This is a genomic window from Pedobacter sp. KBW01 (assembly GCF_003852395.1).
In the GTDB taxonomy this organism is placed as follows: domain Bacteria; phylum Bacteroidota; class Bacteroidia; order Sphingobacteriales; family Sphingobacteriaceae; genus Pedobacter.
In genome coordinates, this window is sequence record NZ_QAJQ01000042.1 from 16,075 (window position 1) to 40,399 (window position 24,325).

The following is a 24,325-nucleotide window of genomic DNA, read 5'->3' on the forward strand; positions in this document are numbered from 1 at the left end:
GATAACTTAGTTAAATATGCTGATTAGCCGTTAATTGTGTTATTTATTTAATGCCGATATTAAAATTATATAAACTTTATCTTTCTCCCGAAAAGGAGTTTGTTAAAAAGCTGAGAAATATTTTAGGCTTTATTCCAGGGAATGTTACGCTATATAAAATGGCGTTCAGACACCGCTCTGTGGCAAAAGTTTTAAAAAACGGCAGCAGAAGCAGCAATGAGCGCCTCGAGTTTTTGGGCGATGCTGTTTTAGGATCGGTAATAGCAGAATTGCTTTTTAAACATTACCCCTACAAAGAGGAAGGTTTCTTAACAGAAATGCGCTCAAAAATTGTGAATCGGGCTAATCTGAACCAATTGGCAAAGAAAATTGGTTTCGATAAGCTGATCCAGTTTGATCAGCGTTCAGTAAGCATCCAAACCAAGCATAATTCAATGCTGGGTGATGCTTTTGAAGCCATTGTTGGGGCCATTTACATGGATAAGGGCTATAACTTTACTAAAGAGTTTTTGCTCCGTCGCATTGTAAAGCCCCATATCGATATCCATACCCTTGAACTTACCGAAACCAACTTTAAAAGTAAGCTGATTGAGTGGTGCCAGCGCCACGGCAAAGATGTAACGTTTGAACTGGTGCAAAATAGCGAAGGCGAAAGTGCTAAACTGTTTACCATCAGCGCTATTGTTGAAGGTGAAAAATATGGTACAGGCAGAGATTACAACAAGAAAAACGCAGAGAAACTAGCAGCAGAGAAGGCCTGCGAAGCACTTAGTATCTAGAGGTTCATTGATAACTATTCACTACAAACTGTATTGTGGTTAATTGTTTAAATCGGTACCTGATAGGTAAACTGACGCCATGCCGCATGTTAACTGCGCTATGCCACTTACTAGTTTAATTGGATAACTGTTTATCGGTTTATATATTAACTCACACCATGCTCTATGCACATGGCTCTTTGCTTCTTATTAGCCAACCCAAAACTACCTCCCCTTCCCCAGTGTATCAGTAAATTTTTTCGATGATTCTTTAATGTACTTAATGTAATCGTAGCTGTTCCAGTATTGAGCCTTATCAAATTCCGGGCGACAGTTTAGCATATATTTTTCCAAAGTATCGCCTCTTAATTCAGTATTGTTTTTTATGATGCTCTGATTAAAGTATACATCAATCTGTGACTGCTTTATCTCATTATCCGCATAACGACCAAACCTGCGTGCATTTTTAGGGTCGCTGCCAAATAAATTGTATAAGGCATTAAGTGGACTGAATATAGCCGATAAAAGTGTTGTTTTACCGCCATTGTAAACTCCTTTATTTTTAAATTCTTTTTTAATTTCAGCTAAATCCTGCTGTTTGGTATTGCCACGGATAGTCACATCATCAAGTGTAGTACTTCCCCGCACCAAATAAACTACAATATCTTCCTCATTTTTAACTACCACTCTTTGATCGATCAGGTTTCTTTTGATTACCAAAAGCGTATCGCCAATTTTTGCTTTAAGCTGAAACATTCCGATGTCGTTACTGCCCACACCAATCCCCGTACGCAGATTGGTGATTTCAGATAAGGCAATCCTGATGTTCGAACCTTTTTCAATAACCACTCCTTTAACAATAAAATCCTGGGCCTGGGCAAATAAGCCTAGGGTAGTTAAAAAAATGAATATAATGCTAAATTTAAAATTCTTCATGTTGTAATTAATTGTTGCGTTTCAAAGTATCGGTATAATATTTAGCCGATTCTTTGATGTATTTAACAGCATCGTAATTGCTCCAGTTGTTTGCCATGCTACTGCTGGGGTAATAATCGAGCAAAAATTTATCCAGTTCTTTCCCTCTTAAAGTGGTATAACTGATTACCAGGCTTTTATTAAAAAATTTATCTATTTCAATTAAGCTCAGCTCTTTTTTATAATAACGGTTAAAATTACGCGCTCTTGCCGGTGTTTTCCCAAATAACTCGTAAAAAAAAGTTAACGGACTACCACCAAAAGGATTTAATAAAATCAATGGCGGCTTACCAGCATAAAAAGAGCCATTATGTCTGAAATCGCGCTTAATATCTTCCATCTCCTGCTTTTTGGTTTGCCCTTTAACTGTTACTTCCTCTAACATGGTACTCCCCCTAACCAGGTAAATTACCAGATCATCATCCGTTTTAACCACTACCATTTGATCGGTTAAATTCCTTTTTTTAACCAATAAGGTATCGCCAGCCTTTGCATTTACCTCAAACAGGCCAATCTCATTGCTGGTCGCCCCAATTTTATTGTTCAGATTGGTAATTTCGGCCAGCGCAATGCGCACATTCGAACCTTTTTCAATTACCACGCCTTTAAGCACAAAGTTTTGAGCCATGCTGTTTAAGCCCTGCAGCACAACGATCAGTAAAAGAATAAGTCTCAAGTGCTTCATCAGGTATTTATTATGGCGTATTCAATGTATCTAAATATTGCCGGGCCGATTTTTTAATGTATCCGGCCGCATCATAAGTATTCCACTTTTTAATCTGTTTATGTTTAGGCCTGTAATTTACCATAAACACCTCCAGCTGTTTCCCTGTTAAACTGGTATTCCTTTTAACCAGGCTCAGATTAAAAAACTTGTCTATTTCCAGTTCCTTTAGCTCCTCGTCGTAATACCGGTCAAACCGCCTGGCTCTTTTTCGCTCTGCGCTAAACAGCTCCATTATCGCTGCAAGCGGGTAGCGGATATAGTGAAGCGGATTTTTGTTCTTCCCGTAAAAGTAAGTTTTCTTACGGTGTTCTAACCTAACAGCCAATAAGTTTTCTTGTTTGTTTTCTGCCTTAATTGTTACATCTTCCAAAATCATATCGGTCCGTATAAGGTTTACAATAAAATCGTTCTCGTTTTTAACAACCACATACTGATTATCGAACTTTCGCTTCTGGATCAATAAAGTATCGCCAATTTTTGCAGCGATTTGAAAGAAGCCCATATCATTTGTGCCAACCCCTTGATTGGTGCGAGTATTGGTTACAACAGCTAGGGCAATTCTGATGTCGGTACCTTTCTCAAAAACCACACCTTTTGAAGCAACAACCTGTGCCTTAATATTTTTAGGTACAACCAGAAAGCTTATTGAGAGAAAAAAGAGCGTAAAAAATGCTTTCATATCTGTAAGATATTTTTCGTAAAATTAACACTTGTTACACGTTCAAATTGTTAATAAAACGTTAATAAACATGAGAAAGCTATTGGGTGGATTTTATTTATTGTACGCAGCAATTGTATTTTTTATGCTCATGGTTTTCGTTTGCCCGTTTATCATCCTCAGCATGGGTATTTTTAAAGAAAAAACCGGCCGGAAGATTTCTTTCTATTTCCTAAAATTCTGGGCCTGGGGCTTCAGTTTACTTACCTGTTTATGGTTCTCGGCCAGCGGAGCCGAAATTGACACCTCGCGTGCTTATATTTATGTTGGCAACCACAGTTCATTTTTAGATGCGGTAGCCATCGTACTGGGTATCCCGCAGGCTTTTAGTCCGCTGGGGAAAATAGAAATGCTTAAAATACCAGTATTTGGCTGGATTTATAAACGTTTGGTCGTAATGATTGACCGCAGCAGTCGCGAAAGCCGCGACCATTCGGTAGCCGAATTGCGCAAAGACCTCGCCGATGGCCAATCGATCCTAATTTTTCCCGAAGGAACGATGAATAAATCAGACCAACCCTTAGCTCCTTTTTATGATGGCGCTTTTCGCCTGGCTATTGAGACCCAAACACCAATTTTACCTTTTGCAATTTTGAACAGCAGGGCGCATTTACCACGAACGAAACCGCTTTTGTTAAACCCAGGTACTATTAAAACAATATTTGGTGAAGCCATTGAGACGAAAGGTTTGGTAGCAGAAGATCTGGAAGAATTGAAGCAAAAAACGTTTAACGTGATTTTAAACTTGCTGAAAAAGTAGCTTAATATTCCTTTTGATCAGAAAATGAGGGTTCCGGTATTTTTGACCAAATCAGTCTTACTGACCGTTTTATTCTGATGAAAAATCGGGGATGTTGACTCCCATCAGTATCTATCTAATAAAGTAATCTTAGTTCAAGTGGTCTTTAGCAGCCACAATTGTTAAATTTAAATAAATAGAAACCACCAATTCACAGGATAGTAACCTGTTTTTTCCATAAAAAAAGAAAAAGCTTCCAAAGACACTTGAAAAAGGGTTTTATTCATAGGAGGTTTAGAAACGGTGATTTTGCACTTTGTAGGGAACAGGCTCATCCAAAGACGACAGGTCTTGAAAATTAAACGCGATTGCAGCGGGCACCGAGTGTAACCAAGTAAAGCGTAAAGGTACTGCTTCTGCGATGAAAAACTGAACGTTGGTTTTCAAAATATCGGCGATGTCATATTTTATTTGCAACTATACACAATTCTGAGTCACTGACCATTATTATTTCTCCTTTCGGCTTAAAACCCTATCTTTGCGCATGATAAAATCCATGACAGGATACGGCTTAGCAACAGCCGATTATGCAAATGCAAAGTATAGTGTCGAAATCAAATCGCTCAACAGTAAATTCCTGGAGCTCAATTTAAAATATCCTAAAGCTTTTTCTGATAAAGAATTGATTTTGCGCAATGTATGCAGCAAAGATATCGAAAGAGGAAAAGTAAGTTTAAGTATCAATGTAGAACGCAGCAATGGCGAAGTTACCGGTGCCAGCATTAATACCGCCTTATTAAGCCACTACTACCAACAACTTGTTGCGGTTAACAACGAATTAGGAGCCGATAGCAGCAATTTACTGCAAACTGCTTTAACTTTTCCGGATGTGATCAGCTATAAAGAAGAAAGTGTAAGCGAAGATGAGTGGAACCACCTATACCAGATTTTTACTACTGCTTTAGCCAACTTTAATAAATTTAGAGAAGACGAGGGTGCTGTTTTAAAGACAGATTTAGAACTGCGCATTAAAAACATTCTTTCTTACTTTAAGTCGGTTGAAGAACTGGAGCCCAAAAGAATTACAGCTATCCGCGATAAATTTAATCAGTTTTTAGAGGATGCGGTGGGTAAGGTAAATATAGACCAGAACCGTTTTGAGCAGGAATTGATCTACTATATTGACAAGATTGATATTACCGAAGAAAAAACACGTTTAAAAAGTCACTGCGATTACTTTTTGCAAACTTTAGCCAGTAAGGAAGCAAACGGAAAAAAAATGGGCTTTATCTCGCAGGAAATAGGACGGGAAATTAACACCATGGGTGCTAAGGCGAATGATGCCCAAATGCAACAATTTGTGGTGGGAATGAAAGAAGAATTAGAAAAGATAAAAGAACAATTACTGAATGTGTTGTAATGGTTGAATGTTGTTAAGTTGCAATGTTTACAAGCAACCTTCCAACCTTTAACTTTCCAACTTTCCAACAATATTAAAGCATGCAAGGCAAATTAATCATATTTTCGGCACCATCAGGAGCAGGTAAAACCACCATCGTACATCATTTATTACAGAAATTTCCTGAGCTGAGCTTTTCTATTTCTGCAACTACCCGTGAGTTAAGAGGAACAGAAAAACACGAAAACGATTACTATTTCATCACTAAAGAAGAGTTTTTACATAAAGTGGCTCATCAGGAGTTTGTTGAGTTTGAAGAGGTTTATAACGGAACTTTTTATGGCACCCTACGTTCAGAAATAGAACGCATCTGGAATGAAGGCAAACACGTTATTTTTGATATTGACGTAGAAGGTGGTATCCGCCTGAAAAGAAAATACGAAGAAGATGCACTGGCCATTTTTGTTCAGCCGCCATCGTTAGAGGTATTAAAAGAGCGTTTAAGCGGTCGCGGAACAGATAGCCCTGAAAAATTACAGGAGCGTTTCATCAAGGCCGAGAAAGAATTGCTTTATGCTGATAAGTTTGATGTAATTTTAAAAAACTTTGACCTAGCAACCGCCTGTGCGGAAGCGGAGCAGTTGGTTGGTGATTTTTTGAAGAAATAAATACATCATTGCATACATAAGCAATAGACTTTGCAGCGCGCGAAGCAATCTTTTATTTCGGATGAGATTGCTTCGGCTCGCTCAACCCAGCCTCGCAATGATGGGTACAAACAATGAAAAACATGAAAACTGGACTCTTCTTCGGTTCTTATAACCCCATTCATACCGGCCATTTAATTATTGCCAACTATATAGCCAATCATACTGAGCTGGATGAGGTATGGCTGGTGGTTTCTCCACATAATCCGTTAAAAGATAAAAATGGTTTAACCAACATGTACGACAGGTTGGAGATGGCCAAACTTGCCACCGAAAATGCCGAGCATATTCGGGTGAGTGATATTGAATTTGCCCTGCCACAACCTTCTTACACCATCGATACCTTGACATATTTGCACGAAAAATATCCGGAAAAGGAATTTGTGCTGATTATGGGCGCCGATAACCTGGTTTCGTTTAAAAAGTGGAAAAACTACGAGGTACTTTTAAAAAACTACCAGATATACGTGTATCCAAGGCCAGGAGCTAACATTGAAGAATGGGAAAACCATCCGGCAATTACTTTTACTCAAACACCTTTAATGGAAATTTCTTCAACCTTTATCCGCAAGGCCATTAAAGCGCAAAAGAATGTCCAGTTTTTCTTACCCGATAAAGTAATTGATTTTATTGAGGGTAAAGGGATGTACAAATCTTAACCCATACAGTTTTCTTAAAACCTACTGTATTAAATCGATTACTTGGACGAGTTTTTGTTTAATACGGCTTTGGTTTATTAATTTAGCTGAACTGATACAACAAAACAAGTGAAAAAAAATCTTTTTATACTCATTGCACTCTGTGGAACTGCATTTTCGGGCAGTGCACAACAAAAAACCTATTTAGAAATGTTAGCGAATCAACCTAAATGGGTCGATTCGGTTTTTAATAAGCTAAACCGCAGGGAGCGCATTGCACAGATGTTCTTTGTACGTGCGCATACCAACCTGGGCCAAAAATACACCGATTCGGTTAGTCAGGTAATTAAGCGGGAGCAACTGGGTGGGGTTATATTTTTTCAGGGCGGTCCGGGCAGGCAAGCCATTGCCACTAATGCTTACCAGAAATTAAGCCGGGTACCTTTAATTGTTGCCAACGATGGCGAATGGGGATTGGGAATGCGTTTAGACAGCACTATATCTTACCCTTATCAAATGGCATTGGGTGCAATCCAGAACAAGGAACTTTTGTACAAAATGGGTTTAGAAGTTGCCAAAGATTATAAGCGCATGGGCATGCAGATGAATTTAGCTCCCGATGCCGACATCAACAACAACCCGAAAAACCCGGTGATTAATTACCGTTCTTTTGGCGAAAATAAATATAACGTAGCCACTAAAGTTGCGGCTTACATGAAAGGCATGCAGGATGGCGGCCTTTTAACTACGCTGAAACATTTTCCCGGTCACGGCGATACGGATGTAGATTCGCACTACGATTTACCTCAGCTTACCTTTTCGGCCACGCGGTTAGATACTTTAGAAATGTATCCTTTCAAAGAGCTGATTAAGCAGGGCGCGTCGGGCGTGATGATTGCACACATGAATATTCCCTCTCTTGATAATACCCCAAATTTACCTTCTACACTTTCTAAACCTATCGTTACCGGTATTTTAAAGCAAAAACTAGGTTTTAAAGGTCTGATTATTTCTGATGCAATGGATATGAAAGGTGTAGTTAAATATTTCAAAAACGGTGAAGCTGATTTAATGGGCATTATTGCAGGAAACGATATACTCGAGCTTTCTGAAAATAGCGATAGAGCGATTAAACTGGTGCGTAAAGCCGTTAGGCAAGATCGCATAAATATGGCAGAAATAGACCAGAGTGTACGCAAAATATTGACGGCAAAATACTGGGCAGGTTTAGCCAGAAAAGATACAGTGGTAACACAAGGCATAGTTGCCGCCGTTAACCGTAATGCCAGCAATGCATTGGTGCAGGAACTGGCCAATGCTTCGGTTACTTTATTAAAAGGTAAAGATTATATTAAAAGGTTAATTCCGATCAGAAGGACTGCTATTATCAGTATCGGTGTACCTGCTGTTACTACTTTCCAGAAAGAAATTGCAAAAGGTTATTACAACTCGGTTTATTATGTTTTGGATAAAGATGCAAATCCTACACAAATCTCGAACATTGCCCGCGAGGTAGCTGCTTTTGATCAGGTTATTGTAGGTATTCACGATAGCCGTTCCCGTCCGGCCAATAACATGCCGCTAAATGCCGGAGTAAAGAATTTCATTAAAGAACTATCAGCCAAAAATGCTGTTTTTGCCTTATTTGCCAATCCATATAACCTGGCAGGCTTACCTGGTTTAGAAAACAGTAAAGGGCTTGTTGTGGCTTACCAAAAAGAAGATTATATGCAGATTTCGGCCGCAGCAGTAATTAACAACAGACTGGTACCAACAGGTAAATTGCCTGTAAGTGTGGCTCCCTTTTATAAATTTGGTGAAGGATTTTAATTTTAACCGCAAAGACACGAAGCGCACAAAAGATAGCATTTTGAATGAGTGAATGTTTTGGATATCCGCCATTCACTCATTCAAAATTCATTCATTTTTTCAAAACAATTTCTAGCTTAAAGCGATTATCTAATTATAAATCTTAATGTTATGATAGATCCAGAAAATGACAATTATTCCAGCGATCCTAATGATGCATTGCGCAGAGAGGATGAGGTAGAAAATATCAATGAAATTACCGGCGATGATACCAGCATTGAACACGATAAAGATTTGCTGGAGCAGGCAGATGAAGCATCAAGAGGTTCTTATGAGCTAAATCTTGATGACGAAACCGATGATTTAGACGATTAAAAAAATAGCAGCAGATCAGATTTAACAATATGACCTGCCGTTTTTTAAGGGAAAGTTTTTGATTAAAGAAGGAATTATTTAGCGCGATTATTGCATATTATTTAACTTAATAGAAATTTCATCCTCAATTCGAGCTATTTCAAACTCGCCGACAGTTATTTCATATTTTTTCAACCTTAAGTATTCAACAAAGTCATGGTCTAAATGCATGCCTGGGTACTTCGATAAATAATAGGGAAGATATGCAGGCCAAACCCATAAACCATCTGTAAAATAGCTATCAGGTGCAATAAGCGCTTTAGTTTCAATATCAACAAAGTACCCCATCCAGGCGAAAGCTAGAATGCCATCTTTTAGGTAATTTATAATATCAAGATAATCTGGTTTCTCATCATGATATTTTACTACATCCTGTAGCGGCTTAGCACTATCAATGATATTATATTCTTTAATAAAGCCGACATATTTCATTTTTTAAATTTCTTATTAAAATAAATATCGACCAACTTTAAAACTACTTTGCTTTTGGCTTATACGTTTCCGGATTAACCGCAGTTGTGGTCCATCCCTTTAAAAAAGAGGTAATTTTCTTTACATCGTGGCCAACTTTCCTTTTGCCATTAGCGCCTACTTCTTCAGTTTCCAGGTACGACGAATTTTCGATGTGCAATACCTTTCCTTTTCCGTCCAAAACTAAAAACACCGGAAAACCGAAACGTTGCGGATAACCTAAATTAGCCAAAACACTTTCATTTTTATTTTCAGGGCTGTAGTTAACCAATACGGTTTCGAAGTTATCGTTGATATATTTTTTCAAAGTAGCTGTACTATCAACCAAATTGTGGAAAGCAATACACCAGGTGCACCAGTTACCCCCAACCTGTAATAAAACATGTTTATTTTCTTTAGCTGCCTTTGCAACAGCTGTTGCAATATCTGCTTTGGCATCGGCCTGAGGGTTATAAATGTGAACCCCTTCCTTTTTCACCTGACTAAAAGCTGCAGTAGAAATCAATACAGCAGTTAATAAAATCACTATTTTTTTCATCTTTTTTTGAATAATATTCAAAAGTAGTAAAGTCTAGTATTATAGTAGATTATTCGCAAATTCTTTACAGAGCGGAAACATTCATTAGTCATTAACAGATTTGTTTTTACCAAAAGTTTAATCGATCCCACATTTTCCATCATCCATCTTGCATTTCCCATCTTCCATTTCTATATTATCTTTGTAGTTCAATGGATTTTTTAGACATACATAGCCATAAAACCGCTGAACAGCCAGGGGCTATCAGTATTCAAAGCTTATCGTTAACCAGCGATATCTTTCTAGCCATGCCCAAAAAAAAGCCAATTTCAGTGGGTTTACATCCCTGGTATGCGCAGCTTGATGCTTTAGAAATGCAAATGCGTTATTTAGATGTGTTGGCGAGGCAACCCAATGTAAAGCTCATTGGCGAATGTGGTTTAGATAAACTCAGGGGCGAAAATGTAAACAACCAGCTGGTTATTTTAACCGAACAAATCAAACTGGCAGAAAAGCTTAACAAGCCATTAATATTGCACTGTGTAAAATGCTTTTCCGAGCTGATTGCGCTTAAAGACAGGCTTAAGGTTAAAGTTCCGATGATTATTCATGGTTTCAATAAAAAAGAATTGCTGGGCAAACAGCTGTTGGATAAAGGCTTCCTCCTTTCGTTTGGAACGGCAATATTAAAAGCCGGCACAGGCGCAGCAAAACTGCTAACGGAAATAGATAACTTCTTTCTCGAAACCGATGATGCGAATATTCCGATCTCTGAAATTTACCAGGCCGCAGCCAATTTAAAAAAATGTACGGTTGATGAGCTTAAAGCTCGTATTTTTGCCAACTGGAAAAATTTGAATTTATTGTAAAATAACCAGGGAGGCCACAGAAAAATATCAATTCTGTATTAATGAGTGTCTCTTTGGTATAATAGAAAAATTATAATGTCTGATGTAACCTGGCTTTCGCGCTCTGCCCTGCTTGTAGGAAATGATGGGATAGAAAAACTTCAAGCCAAACATGTTTTAGTAATTGGTTTAGGTGGTGTTGGCTCCTTCGCTGCAGAATTTATCTGCCGGTCGGGAGTTGGCGAAATGACTATTGTGGATGGTGATGTGGTAGATCCTACCAACAGGAACAGACAGCTGCCAGCTTTAGCCACCAACCATGGTGTAGGTAAGGCCGAAATTATGCGCGAGCGTTTACAGGCCATTAACCCTGAATTAAAACTGCATGTCGTTGATACTTTTCTTACCCCCGAGAAGTGCCGGGAAATTTTAGAAGGTAAATTCGATTACATTATGGATTGCATCGATAGTGTAATGCCCAAAATTACCTTACTATCTACGGCATTAGAGAAAAATATCCCGATTGTAAGTTCAATGGGTGCCGGCGGTAAAATGGATCCTACCAAATTAAGGATTACCATGCTTCCGGATACCTATCAATGTGTTTTTGCAAGCTATGTACGCAAAAGATTAAATAAGCTGGCAAATGCAGAGAAAATCAAAACAGTTTTTTCAACGGAGCAGATGGATAAAAATTCGATGATCATGACCGATGGGAGCAACTTTAAACGTTCGGCCTATGGAACAGTTTCCTATCTGCCAGCTGCATTTGGCGGAGCCTGCGCTTCGGTAGTAATCCGCGACTTACTGGGCTTAAAAATCGAAATGGCCGAAAGACCAGCCAGAATCAGTCATAAAACACTTAACAAAAGGAAGAAAAAAAAAGCTTAACGGAATAGAATTGTTGATATCATGATTTCGCGAAGATTTTAAATTGTTGTAAGTTTAAAATCCGAGAGCAATCATATTATGCCCAAACCACTTAAAATTCTTCAGGCTTCTGCCGGTTCTGGTAAAACATTCAGTTTAACAGCGCATTACCTTACACTACTATTTTCCGGTGAGAATAAATACCGCGAAATTTTAGCCGTTACTTTTACCAATAAGGCTACAGAGGAAATGAAAACCCGGATACTGGAAGTCTTGCTGGGATTAGCAAAGGGCAATCCCGCAAAGAAAATAGACGATTACCGGCAGCTCATTTTACAGGCTTATCCCGAAATGAGCAGTCAGGAGCTGCAATTTAAAGCGGATAAAATCTACCGTAAAATCCTGCACGATTATAGCCGCTTTTCGGTTAGTACCATTGATGGCTTCGTGCAAAAAGTAATCCGTGGTTTCGCTTTCGAACTAGGCCTTAATGCGGATTATAATTTAGAGATGAATTATGATAAAGTTAAAGATGACCTAGTTGCCAAACTGGATGAAGCTTTAGACCATAATAAACAACTTCTACAATGGATTATCGATCTGGCTATCGAACGCATTAGCGATAACAAAAGCTGGAATTATAAATTCGAACTATACAACCTGATCGGGGAAATTTTTTCAGAGCGTTTCCAGATTTTTGAAGATGCAGTAAGCGCTTTGGGCTTAGAGAATATCGACGAGCTTTTCAAAAAATATATCAGCATAACTAAAGCCGAGATTAAAAATTTCGAAGATGAAATTATCCGTATTGCGACCGATGCACACGAAGCTATGGGCGTTACAGGCGTCGAAAATGAACACTTCAAAGGAAAATCCCGCAGTGCACTAGCCAAAATAATACTCGTTGCCCGTGGCGATTTTTCTAAAATAGAACCACTTTTCAACCTGATTGATGAACCGGATGAGTGGTTTCAAAAAAATGCAAATTTTCCTGAGGCCTACGAAATTGTAAATCCCCTTCTAAAACAACTTAAAACTCATTATTTAGCACATTTACCTAATTATAGCCTGGCTATAGCTTTTAACAAAAACCTATATTATTTAAGGTTAATGCAGGAAATTGCAGTGCTTTTGAAAGAATACCGTGCAGAAAACGATAACCTGCTTATTAGTGATGCACAGAAATTAATTTCTGGCATTACCGAAGATGCAGGCGATAACCCTTCGTTTATCTGGGAAAAAGTGGGCAACAGGTATCGCAATTTCCTGTTCGATGAATTTCAGGATACTTCAACCAGTCAGTGGGGAAGTTTTAAATCACTCCTCACCAACGCCATGGCCACGCCAAGCGAAACGCTGATCGACCACCTGATTGTAGGCGATACCAAACAATCTATTTATCGCTGGCGCAATGGCGATTGGAATATCCTGCACCAACACGCTAGACGCGATGTAGGTCCAGAAAATGTAATGGAAGACAGTCTGGCTGAAAATTACAGGAGCGCTGAAAACATCATCACTTTCAACAATTTTCTTTACAAGTCTATTCCCCTTGTGCTTCAAAATGAATTAAATCAAAACCTGCTTACCAAACCCAAGAGCATTTCTTCGTGGTGGGAAGCAGAACACTATACCCAGATTATAACCGATATTTACAGTACTTCAACCCAAAACTTTGCAACAAACACCCCGAAAGGTGGCACTATTAAAATTAAAAAATTTGGGAAAGAACATGCCCCCAACGAGGCTCGTTTCACCGAAACTACTTTCAGGGATATTGCCCTGGGTGATATTATCAGCGAAATCAAAGTACTCCAGGAGCATAACTATGCCTTAAAAGATATCGCCATTTTGGTCCGTTCCAATAGCGAAGCCATGCTCACCGTTAGAAAATTAATGGAGCATAAATTACCCGTATTATCTGGTGATGCATTATTAATATCGAACAATTCGGCCATACAACTTATTATTAATACGCTAAAGGTGCTTATTGGCCTCGAATCTCAAACAGCCCTGTACAAAGCCAATTGCATTGCCCTTTATCGCTCTTTACAAGAAAAAGAAGTAAACGCCAACGATTACCTTAACCTTACTAACCGGCCGTTAAATAGCCTTAACGAAGTTTTGCCTTCTGCCCTTTGCGAAAACTGGCAGAGTTGGTTACAGCTACCATTGCCAGAACTCGTTGAAATATTAATTGAAAGCTATGGTTTAAAAAACCTAACAGCAAACTTACCCTATTTACTCGCCTTTAGAGATTTAACCGCATCGGCAGGCAAACTGGGCGAAAAAGGAATTATTGCCTTTTTAACCTGGTGGGAAGAAGATGGCATTAAAAAGTCTTTACCATCTCCAGAAGGTGCAGATGCGATCCAAATCATTACCATCCACAAATCGAAAGGGCTTGCATTTAGGGCTGTCTTTGTTCCTTTTTGCAACTGGGAAATCAAAGGTAAGGCAAATGGGACTTTCTGGGTTTCATCAGATGACACTGTTTATAAAGAGTTGCGTGGCATTCCGCTAAAATACAATGAAGCCCTGGCCGATTCGGCAATTGCTAAAGCTTACTACGAAGAACTGCTCTACAATAACATGGATGCGCTGAATATGCTTTATGTGGCAACCACACGCTCAAAAGATTACCTTTATATCGCTACCATGGCTAAAAAGGAACTTAAACTATCAAACATGGGCGACGTAATAAACCTTACTTTCGAAAATGAATTTGATGAAAACGGGGTGTACGAAATTGTAGATTTTGTTTCAGCAGAAAGTAAAAATGAAGAAGCAAACTTTATTGACCTGAAAAGCTATCCAACCACTACACGCTTATCAGAATTATATATCCCATCCGAAGACAAACACCTCCGGCACCTGGTTAATATTGAAAAATCGGGAAGAAAAGGATCCCTGCTCCACGATATTTTAGCCAATGCCAGTACCCCAAAAGAGGTTGAGGCTTATATTACCAATTTGATTTTAGATGGGATTGTACAGGAAGATGAAAAGCCAAACCTGATTTCGAGAGCTTTAGAAGTGCTGGAAAACGTTGATTTAAAAGTGGTTTTAAGCAAAGCTACCGGTAGCATTACCGAAAAAAACATTATCGATGCAAAAGGTAAACTTCACCGCCCCGACCGTATTTTGTTCAACAATGATGAGGTAATTATCCTCGACTATAAGTTTACATTGGAAGAAAGCGACAAACACATCGAGCAGGTAAACAATTACAGTACTTTACTTGCAGAGATGGGGTATGAAAATATTAAAACTTATTTATTTTATGCCGTAAAGGGTAAGTTGAAACTGGTATAATCTGGGTTTTTAAAAATTAAGGCTTATGGAAAATTGGTAAAACATTCATCTTAAAATCAAAAAACTACTTTAATAATTAACCTCTCATTGAAAACTTTTCTACTCTCGCTCTCCATGACATTACTGATTTATGGTATGCAAGCTCGCGCGCAAACAAACTGCAACATCCATGGTATTATTGCTGATTCTTTGAAAAAAGTGCTTAGTAACACTACAATTAAACTCTATTTTGGCAAAGACTCATTAAATACCACTACAAATGATAAAGGATACTTTTCTTTTTCAAATATCAAAGCAAAGGAAGTGACCTTAAAAGTTAGTAGTATAGGATTTAAAACGTATTTGGCAAAATATAGCATCAAGTCTGACATGCAGGAAATAGACCTGGGGACAATTGTTTTGAAAGCTGGAGAAATTTCATTGGCCGATGTTACCATTAAAGCAAAACCTGTTGCCATAAGGTACAAACAAGATACAGTTGAATACGACGCGAATGCTTTTCACGTGCAAGACGAAGATAGGGTGACCGATCTATTAAAGCAGTTACCGGGCGTAGAAGTAGATGAAAACGAAAACGTTACTGCGATGGGAAAAAGCATGACAAAACTCCGGGTTAACGGAAAGGATTTTTTCACAAATAATGTTAAAGATTTTATATCCAAACTGCCTGCAGGCATTGTTGCAAAAATACAGGTAATAGACGATTTCGGTGATCAGGCAAACTTTACCGGCATCAAAATTGGGGAATCGCAGAAAATGTTAAACATTGTTACCAAGCCCAGTATGGATAACGGACAGTTTGGAGGTCTATCCATTAATGGCGGTACAAATAAACAAATTGGCGGCAATGGGAACGTTAACTTATGGAATGGCGAAAAGCAATCGAGTGGAGGCCTGGGTTACAACATAGCAGATAATGGAGCCGGGCTTTATCAAAATAGAACTTTCGGAATAAACCACAACAATAAAATCGGTAAAAATGCAAGCTTTGGCCTTAACTATAATTACAACGGAGGGATCAACAATTCTAAAACCCTTCAAGCAGTAGAAACAGTTAATACTTTAGGAAAATTGAATAGCCAGCTCGAAAATGACAATTATTCGGCAAATAACGGCCATGGTTTGGGGGGAAGTTTTAATCAAACTACCAAGAAAATATATTTATCAAGTTCTTTTAATTTCAATTATAATAACACCAACTCTCGTAACCGTTCATTAAATCATCAAACAGGTTTTAGCAAACAAGATTTTAAAAACTACACCAATAACAGCAACAAAACTCCGTCATTACGCGCCAGTTTAAATTTTTCTAAAAAGCTAAAAAAAAATACTTTATCAGGAAGTTTTTCATTTTCAACTTCATCAACCGGATCTGATCAGGATATCATAACCAATACTTTATATTATGATGCAAATGGTAAGTTAGAGAAAGACTCCTTACTTAACAGAAGTGTTTATAACAACAATAACCATAAACAATTTGGTGTTGGATTGAGTTACGGATTCATACTTAAAAGAGATTCATTAACTACAAAAAGTATTTCCTTAAATTATAATGGATCAGTAAATATAAACCAGAGCAATCTTCAAACTTATGTACTAAATCAAACAACTTTTACTTCATCAAAGGTCGATTCATTAAGTGTATTTACACAGAATTCGACTATCAACCAGTCATTAAATCTTTCCTATTACCAATCAGGGAAAAAAAGCAGAATAACCGGAGGATTAAATATCAGGCCTAACCTGGTTCGGAATAATTATCCGGAATTAAATAGTACCTATAGCAACACCTACATTAATTTTTCACCAACGTTTAACTACTCCAGAAACATAACGCAATCCAAAACAATATCGGTTAATTACAGTGGCCAGAATAGCAACCCGTCTATTTTGCAGATGCAACCAGTTCGAAATACACAAAACCTACAAAATATTGTAATTGGAAACCCTAATCTAAAATCAACTTTCAACCATTCCGTTTCATCTAATTTTAATTACTTTGGAAAAAAATCAAATATTTCCTTTCAAAGTGGCTTCAGTATTAGTACCAGCAATAACGAAATTGTAAATAATATCATCATCATTCCGGATACACTTGGGGCATTTAAGCAAGAAACTCGTTTTGAAAATGTAAATGGTAATTATAACGCAAACTTTAACTACAATTTAAACATTCCTTTTAAATCCCGTAAGTACACCATCAGTTTAAACGGAACAGCTGGCAATTCCAGAAAAACGGCCATAATTAACAACGATAAAACTTTTAATAAGGGCTTTAATTTTTCACAAAACATTTCGGGCGCTTTTACAATTAAAAAGTTCACCGTAAATATGAGCATGGGATATTCAATGAGCACTAATAATGATAATATGTTTGGGCAATTTTCGTCCTATGGCCAAACACCTTATAATCTTTTGCTCAATACCGGCCAATCTTTCTTTAGAACCAAGAGTTTCAGCAGTAATTTTTCTACATCACTTAGATTAAGTGGTTTAAGGCTAAGTTTTAACGGAAATTATAACAGGAGTAAGAATGACAATAACAATACGCCACTAAATGTAAATACCAAAGTACAATCGCTTAATTTAGGGGCTTCGGGAAATGTAACGATATTTAAATCATACAATTTCAATATCAATGCAAATAAACGAATTACCAAAGGATATAGTTTAACTAATATTAATCCATTAATGATTAATATTGAGGCTGGAAAATCCTTCTTAAAAAACAGAGCGCTAAACTGCAGCATAAGTGTTAATGATTTGCTCAATGAAGGAAATAATGTATCGCAAAGAGTTATGGGGAATTCCATTATAGAGAGTAGAAGCAATCAGGTTATGCGGGTTGTTACTTTTGGAATGAGTTATAATATATCCACTTTTGGCGGCAAATCGTTTAGATTAAGGAAAGAATAAGTAACTATCAAAAATAATTTAAAGATGATCTCATTTCTACAGGAAGTTGCCGAAGATCTAATTGAAAAATTTGGAGCCAACCTCCAGCATTGCGCCATTGTTTTTAACAATAAGCGCCCAGCTACTTATATGCAGAAATACCTGTCCGATATAATTAAAAAGCCTTTTTTTAGCCCTTATTTTTATACCATACAAGAGTTTTTTGCAGCAGCCACCAATTATAAAATTGCCGATTTTTACCTGCAGTTTTTCACCCTGCATAAAATTTACAACCAGCTTTTAGCTGAAGAAAAACTCGAACCAATTTCGAGCCATAAGTTTTTTCCACTGGCTAAGATTATCTTGAGCGATTTTACCCAAATAGACAACGACTTAGTTGATGCTGAAAAACTATACCGTGACCTGGAAGATATTTCAGTAATCAATAAAGATTTCGATTATTTAAGCCCCGAACAATACGAGTTTTTAGCACAATTCTGGACCTCTTACTCAGAAGGGAAACATAAAAAGCAGCAGGAGCTCTTCATTAAAATGTGGCGCAGAATGCCAAAACTTTACCATAAGTTTCACGCCGCCCTTAAAGTACAGGATTATTTAACCAATGGCTATGTATACCGCCATCTAGCAGAGGAAATGAGTCTGCAAGAGAATTTACCAGTAGATTTCGAAAAAGGAAAGATCATTTTGGTAGGCTTTAACGCGTTAACCAGGGCCGAAGCCAAAATATTTATGCAGCTGCAAGAAGCAGATAAGGCGCTTTTCTATTTTGATGCAGACGAATATTACCTAAACGATCCATTGCAGGAAGCAGGCCTGTTTTTACGTAAAAACCTCAATCAGCTGGGTTTAAAAAATGTGTTTGAGTACAGTACCAGCCTGATGAAAACCGAATCTCATCAGGTTAACGTTTTTAAGGTTCAGGGGCAATCTGCGCAGGCAAAAATATTAAACAACATTCTGGCCGACGATTATTCTGACCCCAATGAGGTTGGCTCAACTGTTGTAGTACTAGCCGATGAAAGCCTGCTGATGCCTGCTCTGCAAACCATCCCGACCAGTTACAACAAAAAAACCATCGACTTAAATGTAACCATGGGTTTTGCCCTGGCCACCTCGAGCATATTCGGATTGGCCGACTTGTGGTTTTCCAGTCAGCTGGAAATTATACAAAATGGCAAAGTGAGTTATAAAAATGTGGAAGCCTTTTTAACGCATCCGCTAACAGCTTTAAGTCAGAAAATGCGCGATAAAATCCTGACGGCACTATTAACTGAAAATGAGGTTGAAATCCAGCATGAACGTTTATTGCGTCAAAGCGGTTTGTTCGAAGTTTTTTATAAAAAAATCGACAGTCCAAAAAGTGTGGTGCCGTATTTGCTGGCTGTGTTCGATTTTATTTTAACCCGCTTATCGAACGCCAAAACACTAAAGAAAATAGATGCCGAACTGTTTGTTAAAACCATACAGGAGCTTAACCGCCTGCACGACACCTTTGGGAAGCATATTGGCGAAGAAGATGTAACCTTTGTAATCTACCTGGTGCAAAAATCGCTGCAGGCTATAGCCGTTCCTCTTTCCGGCGATCCTTTGAATGGCATCCAGCTGATGGGTTTACTGGAAACCCGCAACCTGAATTTCGATAAGGTGGTGATTTTAGGTTTTAACGAAGGGATTATCCCTAAATCATCAATTGGTAACAGTTTTATTCCCGATAGCATCCGCCGGGTATATGGCCTGCCCGTACTCGAAAACCTTGATGCAATTTCATCCTATATGGTTTATCGGCTAATGCAGCGTGCAAAGAATATCAACTTTGTGTATAACAGCCTCACCGACGAATCTACATCAGGCGAAGCCAGCAGGATTTTAAAGCAGCTGGAATACGAAAGCGGTTTCAGTTTTGCTTATCATGAGCTTAATTTAGAGGTAAAAACCAAAGCCTTTAAAGAAGTAAAAATCGAAAAAACCAATAATGTTTTTATCCAGCAAACGCTGCAAAAATACCTCAATAAACAAAAAGTACTTTCGCCATCTGCACTAACGCAATACATTTCGAACCCGATAGATTTCTTTTTCAATTACATTGCAGGCATTAAAGAGCCCAAAGAAGTTAGTGCAGTGGTTGAAGCAAACGAAATTGGTTCGATATTGCACAAGGTGATGGAATATTTCTACGAAGACTTAAGAAAAGCAGAAATCTCAGCAGAAAAGATTAAGGAAAAAAGGAAGCAGCTCCCCGCTTTAACCCAAAAAGCTTTTAATGCGGTTATGTTCAACCATCCCGACAAGGTAATGGAGTACAAAGGCATGCAAAAGGTAATTTTATCTATTGTTGAAGCCTATGTACACATCATTTTAAATCAGGATGAAAATCAGGCTCCCTTTAACATAATCAGTTTGGAGCAAAAGGTTGAGGCCGAAATTAGCTTTCCTTTAAAAAATCAAGAAGCCAGTATTAAAATTTTTGGTTTTATAGACCGTGTTGATGTAAAGGATGGCATAACCAGAATTGTAGATTATAAAACCGGAAGCGATAAACTTACTTTTAAAGATGTTGCTGAACTCTTCAATTCAGATGGAAAAAACATCAATAAGGCGCTGGTGCAAACCTTGCTTTACACTTACGCCTACGAACAATTTTCGGGTAAAACCGGTGTAGAGCCGAATCTTTATGTGGTTAAAACCATGGCGGTAGATGGGGTTTGGTTTAAATCGGGCAGACAAAGCCTTTCTGGTGAATACCTCGATGAAATAAAACCGGAATTCCTTGCAGAGCTCAGAAAAAAACTGACCGAACTTTTTGAGGCACCTTATTTTGTAGCCAGCGCCGTTGAGGATAATTACAAATACTCTATTTATAAAACTTTGTTTGGAAAATAGTTTTTAACCACAAAGCAGAAAATGAAAAATCGCAAAGAACACTAAGTCTTGTACTTTGCGAAAAAACTTTGCGCACTTTGCGGTTAATCCTTAAATTTAAAAATGCTAACCTTAAACTTCACCAAATTCCCAATATTAGAAACCGAAAGATTAATCCTTCGTGAGCATCAGTTATCGGATGCAGATAACTTATTTGCCATGCGCACCAATGAAACAGTGATGAAATACATTGATAGGGAAAGGCCTAAAGATTTGTTAGAGATTAAAACCTTTATTACCACATTTAATGAAGGTTTTGAAAACGGCGACAATTTAGCCTGGGTGATTGCATTGAAAGAAAATCCAGATCAAATGATAGGCTCCATTGGGTATTGGCGTACCGATTTTGCCAACCACAGAGCAGAAATTGGCTATATGCTTCATCCCGACTATTGGCGCCAGGGCATCATTTCTGAAGCTTTAAACAGAACAATACATTTTGGTTTTGAGGATATGAATTTGCATAGCATCAAAGCAAACATTAATGTTGAAAACAATGCTTCAAGGCAAATACTGCTCAAACACAGTTTCGTAAAAGAAGCGCTTTTTAAAGAAGATTATTATTTCAGAGGTCAATTTCTTGATAGTGAAATTTATGGTTTGTTGAATCCAAATCATTAAAAATCAATATTTCTCATTTTTCGATACAATATTTCAAAAAAAATATTTCGGAAAACAAGCAAACCAGAATGCAATCGCTGCTTTTATCTGCACAAAAGCACAATAATATTTCCCTTATTCCCTATAAGTAAAAATCGCTGGCAAAAAACCTCGTAATCAACCACAATTATTACAAAACACACAGATTATTGCCTTTGGTTTCAACGCGATTAATAATTATATTTGCCACCGTTATTAAAATTTACAATGAGAGAAATCCAATTTAGAGAAGCACTACGCGAAGCCATGAGCGAAGAAATGCGTAAAGATGACCGCGTTTTTTTATTAGGTGAAGAAGTAGCAGAATATAACGGTGCATACAAAGTAAGTCAGGGTATGCTTGATGAGTTTGGTGCTAAACGTATTATCGATACACCTATTGCCGAATTAGGTTTCGCTGGTATTGCAACTGGTGCAGCAACTGCTGGCCTTATTCCAATTGTAGAGTTCATGACATTTAACTTCTCTTTAGTTGCAATCGATCAGATTATCAACGGAGCAGCTAAAATCTTATCAATGAGCGGTGGTCAATTCTCTTGCCCAATGGTTTTCCGTGGCCCAACAGGTAATGCCGGTCAACTAGGTGCACAACACTCACAAAACTTCGAAAACTGGTTTGCCAACACTCCAGGCTTAAAAGTTGTTGTTCCATCAACTCCTTACGATGCTAAAGGTTTATTAAAACAAGCTATCATTGATCCAGATCCGGTAATTTTTATGGAATCGGAAGTAATGTACGGCGATAAAGGCGATGTTCCTGCAGAAGAATATTACATAGAGTTTGGTAAAGCCAACGTAACCAAACAAGGTACTGATGTAACCATCGTAACTTTCGGTAAAATGTTAACCCGCGTGGTAAACCCTGCTGTAGAAGAATTAACCAAAGAAGGAATCAATGTTGAGGTAATCGATTTACGTACTGTTCGTCCTATCGATTATGCAACGATCATCGAATCGGTTAAGAAAACAAACCGCTTAGTGGTAGTGGAAGAAGCATGGCCATTGGCTTCAATTTCTTCTGAAATTGCTTTCAACGTACAAAGAAATGCATTTGATTATTTAGATGCACCAGTTTTACGTATCACTTGTGCCGATGTTCCACTTCCATATTCACCAACTTTAATCGCAGCAAGCTTACCAAATGCTGAGCGCGTAATTAAAGCAGTAAAAGAAGTAATGTACGCAACAAAATAAATTGTCATTCTGAGCATAGCGAAGAATCACATTAAATATATAGAATCCTCTAAAGCAATTTGGGGGATTTTTTTTTGCTATTTCTAAGCCTTTCAGGTATTGAAAACCATATTTAAAATTGCATTTAATGATAATTTTGAATAATATAGTAGTCAAATGCGTGAAAAAATTAATGATTTTCTAACAATTGTAATTATCATTCCAATTGTTATGCTTTTCCTTTTGTTTTTCCTGCCCTTTATTGTGATTCATAAAATCAATTACTATTTCGAAAAAAAGAAAACTAATAAATTATATATTGATTACCTTCTAAAAATTGATGGACATAAATTCTTTTGTTACAATAACAGAAAAGATGTACAGGAATTTATCGAAAAACAGATTATACCAACCTTGCCAAAGGATGTAAAATTGATTTTTCTTGACGGAAGGACTCCAAAATCAGAATACACGGAAAGCTTTGCATCTACAATTTTATATCGTATCCAAAATCAGGTAGGTTTTCCCTATCTATTAAGAATCCAGGAAGGTAGTGTCCTCGAAAAATCGATCAATAATGAACTTTACAACAGCTTAAACCAAGGCCACAACAATGAGCCATTGTATGACGCAATAAATAAATTTTATCAATAACTTCGTTCAATATCAAAACATCATCATGCCTGAATACATTGCCGACCAAACATTCGAAAAAGCCGATTTTACCTTACGCGCATTGCCAAAAGCAGAATATGAAAACTGTAAATTCATCAACTGCGATTTTTCCAATTCAGATTTAAGTGGTGTTAAATTTCTGGATTGTCAGTTTACCCACTGTAACCTGAGCTTAGTCAATATTACCAAAACAACATTCAACGATGTAAATTTCAGCGATTGCAAAATGTTGGGATTGAGGTTCGAAAACTGTAACGATTTTGGGCTGGCGTTTGGCTTTAACAATGCAAAACTAGATCATTGCTCCTTCTATAAACTCAAATTAAAAAAAACAGCTTTTAAAAATTCACAACTGCACGAAGTCGACTTTTCAGAAAGTGATCTTGCAGGCGCTACTTTCGAAAACTGCGATTTATTGAGTGCTACATTCGATAAAACCATGTTGGAAAAAGCAGATTTTAGAACTGCTTATAATTATTCTATAGATCCGGACAACAACAGGATCAAAAAAGCTAAATTCTCACAATCTGGCTTAGCTGGCTTGTTACACAAATATGATATCGTAATCAGTCAATAATTTTACCAGAGATTCTTTGTAATTTCATAACAAGATAAAGTTATGGAACAGCCGAAACCAGAAAACATCGATCAGTATATCGCCAATTTCCCCGCAGCAACCCAGAAACTGCTACAACAAGTGCGAGAAACCATTCAACTTGCAGCACCTGAAGCTAAAGAAGTAATCAGTTATGGTATGCCAGCCTTTAAGCAAAAAGGGATTTTAGTGTACTTTGCCGGTTATACCAAACACATTGGCTTTTACCCTACTGGCTCTGGCATCAACGCCTTTAAAAATGAATTTGGCGATTATAAATGGAGCAAGGGAGCTGTTCAGTTCCCGATAGATCAATCCATGCCTTTAGAGCTGATTACAAGAATTACCAAATTTAAAGCAGAACGTGATCTGGAGAAAGCCCTAAAAAAGAAATAAATACCCAATGCATCGCTAAACTCAGTTTTCTAAAGAATTTACTCACACATTTCGGTGGAAAACTTGATTTTAAAAAGCCTTAA

At 37.7% G+C, this 24,325-nt stretch carries 22 protein-coding genes; 17 read left to right on the top strand and 5 right to left on the bottom strand.

Annotation, left to right across the window (positions count from 1 at the left end; all coding sequences use genetic code 11):
* Positions 1-50: 50 nt before the first annotated feature.
* Positions 51-779, top strand: a complete 729-nt coding sequence (gene rnc, locus DBR40_RS26155; RefSeq protein WP_124562682.1) for a ribonuclease III — start codon at positions 51-53, stop codon at positions 777-779.
* A 204-nt stretch (positions 780-983) separates the two neighbouring features.
* Here rnc and DBR40_RS26160 read toward each other — a convergent pair whose 3' ends face one another.
* From DBR40_RS26160 to DBR40_RS26170, 3 genes are read right to left on the bottom strand one after another with little or no spacing between them, the layout of a single operon-like run.
* Positions 984-1,694, bottom strand: coding sequence for a hypothetical protein (locus DBR40_RS26160; RefSeq protein ID WP_124562683.1), 711 nt, complete (start codon positions 1,692-1,694; stop codon positions 984-986).
* A gap of 7 nt (positions 1,695-1,701) precedes the next feature.
* Positions 1,702-2,418 (bottom strand): hypothetical protein, encoded by a 717-nt coding sequence (locus DBR40_RS26165; protein ID WP_124562684.1) that lies wholly within the window; start codon positions 2,416-2,418, stop codon positions 1,702-1,704.
* A 10-nt stretch (positions 2,419-2,428) separates the two neighbouring features.
* On the bottom strand, positions 2,429-3,139 hold the full coding sequence (locus DBR40_RS26170; protein ID WP_124562685.1) for a hypothetical protein: 711 nt from the start codon (positions 3,137-3,139) through the stop codon (positions 2,429-2,431).
* Positions 3,140-3,209: 70 nt separating this feature from the next.
* Here DBR40_RS26170 and DBR40_RS26175 point away from each other — a divergent pair, with 70 nt between their 5' ends.
* The 6 genes from DBR40_RS26175 (at position 3,210) to DBR40_RS26200 (ending at position 8,845) form a co-directional block, all read left to right on the top strand.
* Positions 3,210-3,938 carry a lysophospholipid acyltransferase family protein gene (locus tag DBR40_RS26175; RefSeq protein WP_124562686.1) on the top strand — a complete coding sequence of 243 codons (729 nt, stop codon included), beginning with the start codon at positions 3,210-3,212 and terminating at the stop codon, positions 3,936-3,938.
* A gap of 535 nt (positions 3,939-4,473) precedes the next feature.
* Positions 4,474-5,337 (top strand): YicC/YloC family endoribonuclease, encoded by an 864-nt coding sequence (locus tag DBR40_RS26180; protein ID WP_124562687.1) that lies wholly within the window; start codon positions 4,474-4,476, stop codon positions 5,335-5,337.
* Between the two features lie 80 nt (positions 5,338-5,417).
* Positions 5,418-5,984, top strand: a complete 567-nt coding sequence (gene gmk / locus DBR40_RS26185; protein ID WP_124562688.1) for a guanylate kinase — start codon at positions 5,418-5,420, stop codon at positions 5,982-5,984.
* Positions 5,985-6,106: 122 nt separating this feature from the next.
* Positions 6,107-6,682, top strand: a complete 576-nt coding sequence (gene nadD / locus DBR40_RS26190; protein WP_124562689.1) for a nicotinate (nicotinamide) nucleotide adenylyltransferase — start codon at positions 6,107-6,109, stop codon at positions 6,680-6,682.
* A 189-nt stretch (positions 6,683-6,871) separates the two neighbouring features.
* Positions 6,872-8,491, top strand: a complete 1,620-nt coding sequence (locus DBR40_RS26195) for a glycoside hydrolase family 3 protein (protein WP_410522648.1) — start codon at positions 6,872-6,874, stop codon at positions 8,489-8,491.
* A 150-nt stretch (positions 8,492-8,641) separates the two neighbouring features.
* Entirely contained in the window at positions 8,642-8,845 is a 204-nt protein-coding gene (locus DBR40_RS26200; protein WP_124562691.1) for a hypothetical protein, read from the top strand.
* An 87-nt stretch (positions 8,846-8,932) separates the two neighbouring features.
* Here the strand turns inward: DBR40_RS26200 and DBR40_RS26205 are convergent, their stop codons facing one another.
* Positions 8,933-9,316: a hypothetical protein gene (locus tag DBR40_RS26205; protein ID WP_124562692.1), complete on the bottom strand. Its 384-nt coding sequence runs from the start codon at positions 9,314-9,316 to the stop codon at positions 8,933-8,935.
* 43 nt (positions 9,317-9,359) lie between these two features.
* Entirely contained in the window at positions 9,360-9,893 is a 534-nt protein-coding gene (locus DBR40_RS26210) for a thioredoxin family protein (RefSeq protein ID WP_124562693.1), read from the bottom strand.
* A 191-nt stretch (positions 9,894-10,084) separates the two neighbouring features.
* Here DBR40_RS26210 and DBR40_RS26215 point away from each other — a divergent pair, with 191 nt between their 5' ends.
* The 10 genes from DBR40_RS26215 (at position 10,085) to DBR40_RS26260 (ending at position 24,242) form a co-directional block, all read left to right on the top strand.
* Positions 10,085-10,741, top strand: coding sequence for a TatD family hydrolase (locus DBR40_RS26215; RefSeq protein ID WP_124562694.1), 657 nt, complete (start codon positions 10,085-10,087; stop codon positions 10,739-10,741).
* Positions 10,742-10,816: 75 nt separating this feature from the next.
* Positions 10,817-11,611: a ThiF family adenylyltransferase gene (locus tag DBR40_RS26220; RefSeq protein ID WP_124562695.1), complete on the top strand. Its 795-nt coding sequence runs from the start codon at positions 10,817-10,819 to the stop codon at positions 11,609-11,611.
* A 78-nt stretch (positions 11,612-11,689) separates the two neighbouring features.
* Positions 11,690-14,905, top strand: coding sequence for a UvrD-helicase domain-containing protein (locus tag DBR40_RS26225; RefSeq protein WP_124562696.1), 3,216 nt, complete (start codon positions 11,690-11,692; stop codon positions 14,903-14,905).
* 114 nt (positions 14,906-15,019) lie between these two features.
* Positions 15,020-17,824, top strand: coding sequence for an outer membrane beta-barrel protein (locus DBR40_RS26230; protein WP_124562697.1), 2,805 nt, complete (start codon positions 15,020-15,022; stop codon positions 17,822-17,824).
* Between the two features lie 24 nt (positions 17,825-17,848).
* Positions 17,849-20,704, top strand: a complete 2,856-nt coding sequence (locus DBR40_RS26235) for a PD-(D/E)XK nuclease family protein (protein WP_124562698.1) — start codon at positions 17,849-17,851, stop codon at positions 20,702-20,704.
* A gap of 102 nt (positions 20,705-20,806) precedes the next feature.
* Entirely contained in the window at positions 20,807-21,364 is a 558-nt protein-coding gene (locus DBR40_RS26240) for a GNAT family N-acetyltransferase (RefSeq protein WP_124562699.1), read from the top strand.
* Positions 21,365-21,610: 246 nt separating this feature from the next.
* Positions 21,611-22,597 (top strand): pyruvate dehydrogenase complex E1 component subunit beta, encoded by a 987-nt coding sequence (locus DBR40_RS26245; protein WP_124562700.1) that lies wholly within the window; start codon positions 21,611-21,613, stop codon positions 22,595-22,597.
* A 156-nt stretch (positions 22,598-22,753) separates the two neighbouring features.
* Positions 22,754-23,230, top strand: coding sequence for a hypothetical protein (locus tag DBR40_RS26250; protein WP_124562701.1), 477 nt, complete (start codon positions 22,754-22,756; stop codon positions 23,228-23,230).
* 25 nt (positions 23,231-23,255) lie between these two features.
* The gene (locus DBR40_RS26255) at positions 23,256-23,828 is read left to right on the top strand and encodes a pentapeptide repeat-containing protein (protein ID WP_233603995.1); all 573 of its coding nucleotides are present in this window, start codon (positions 23,256-23,258) and stop codon (positions 23,826-23,828) included.
* 42 nt (positions 23,829-23,870) lie between these two features.
* A complete protein-coding gene (locus tag DBR40_RS26260; protein ID WP_124562703.1) occupies positions 23,871-24,242 on the top strand; it encodes an iron chaperone in 372 nt (123 codons plus the stop codon).
* The last annotated feature ends 83 nt before the right edge of the window (positions 24,243-24,325 follow it).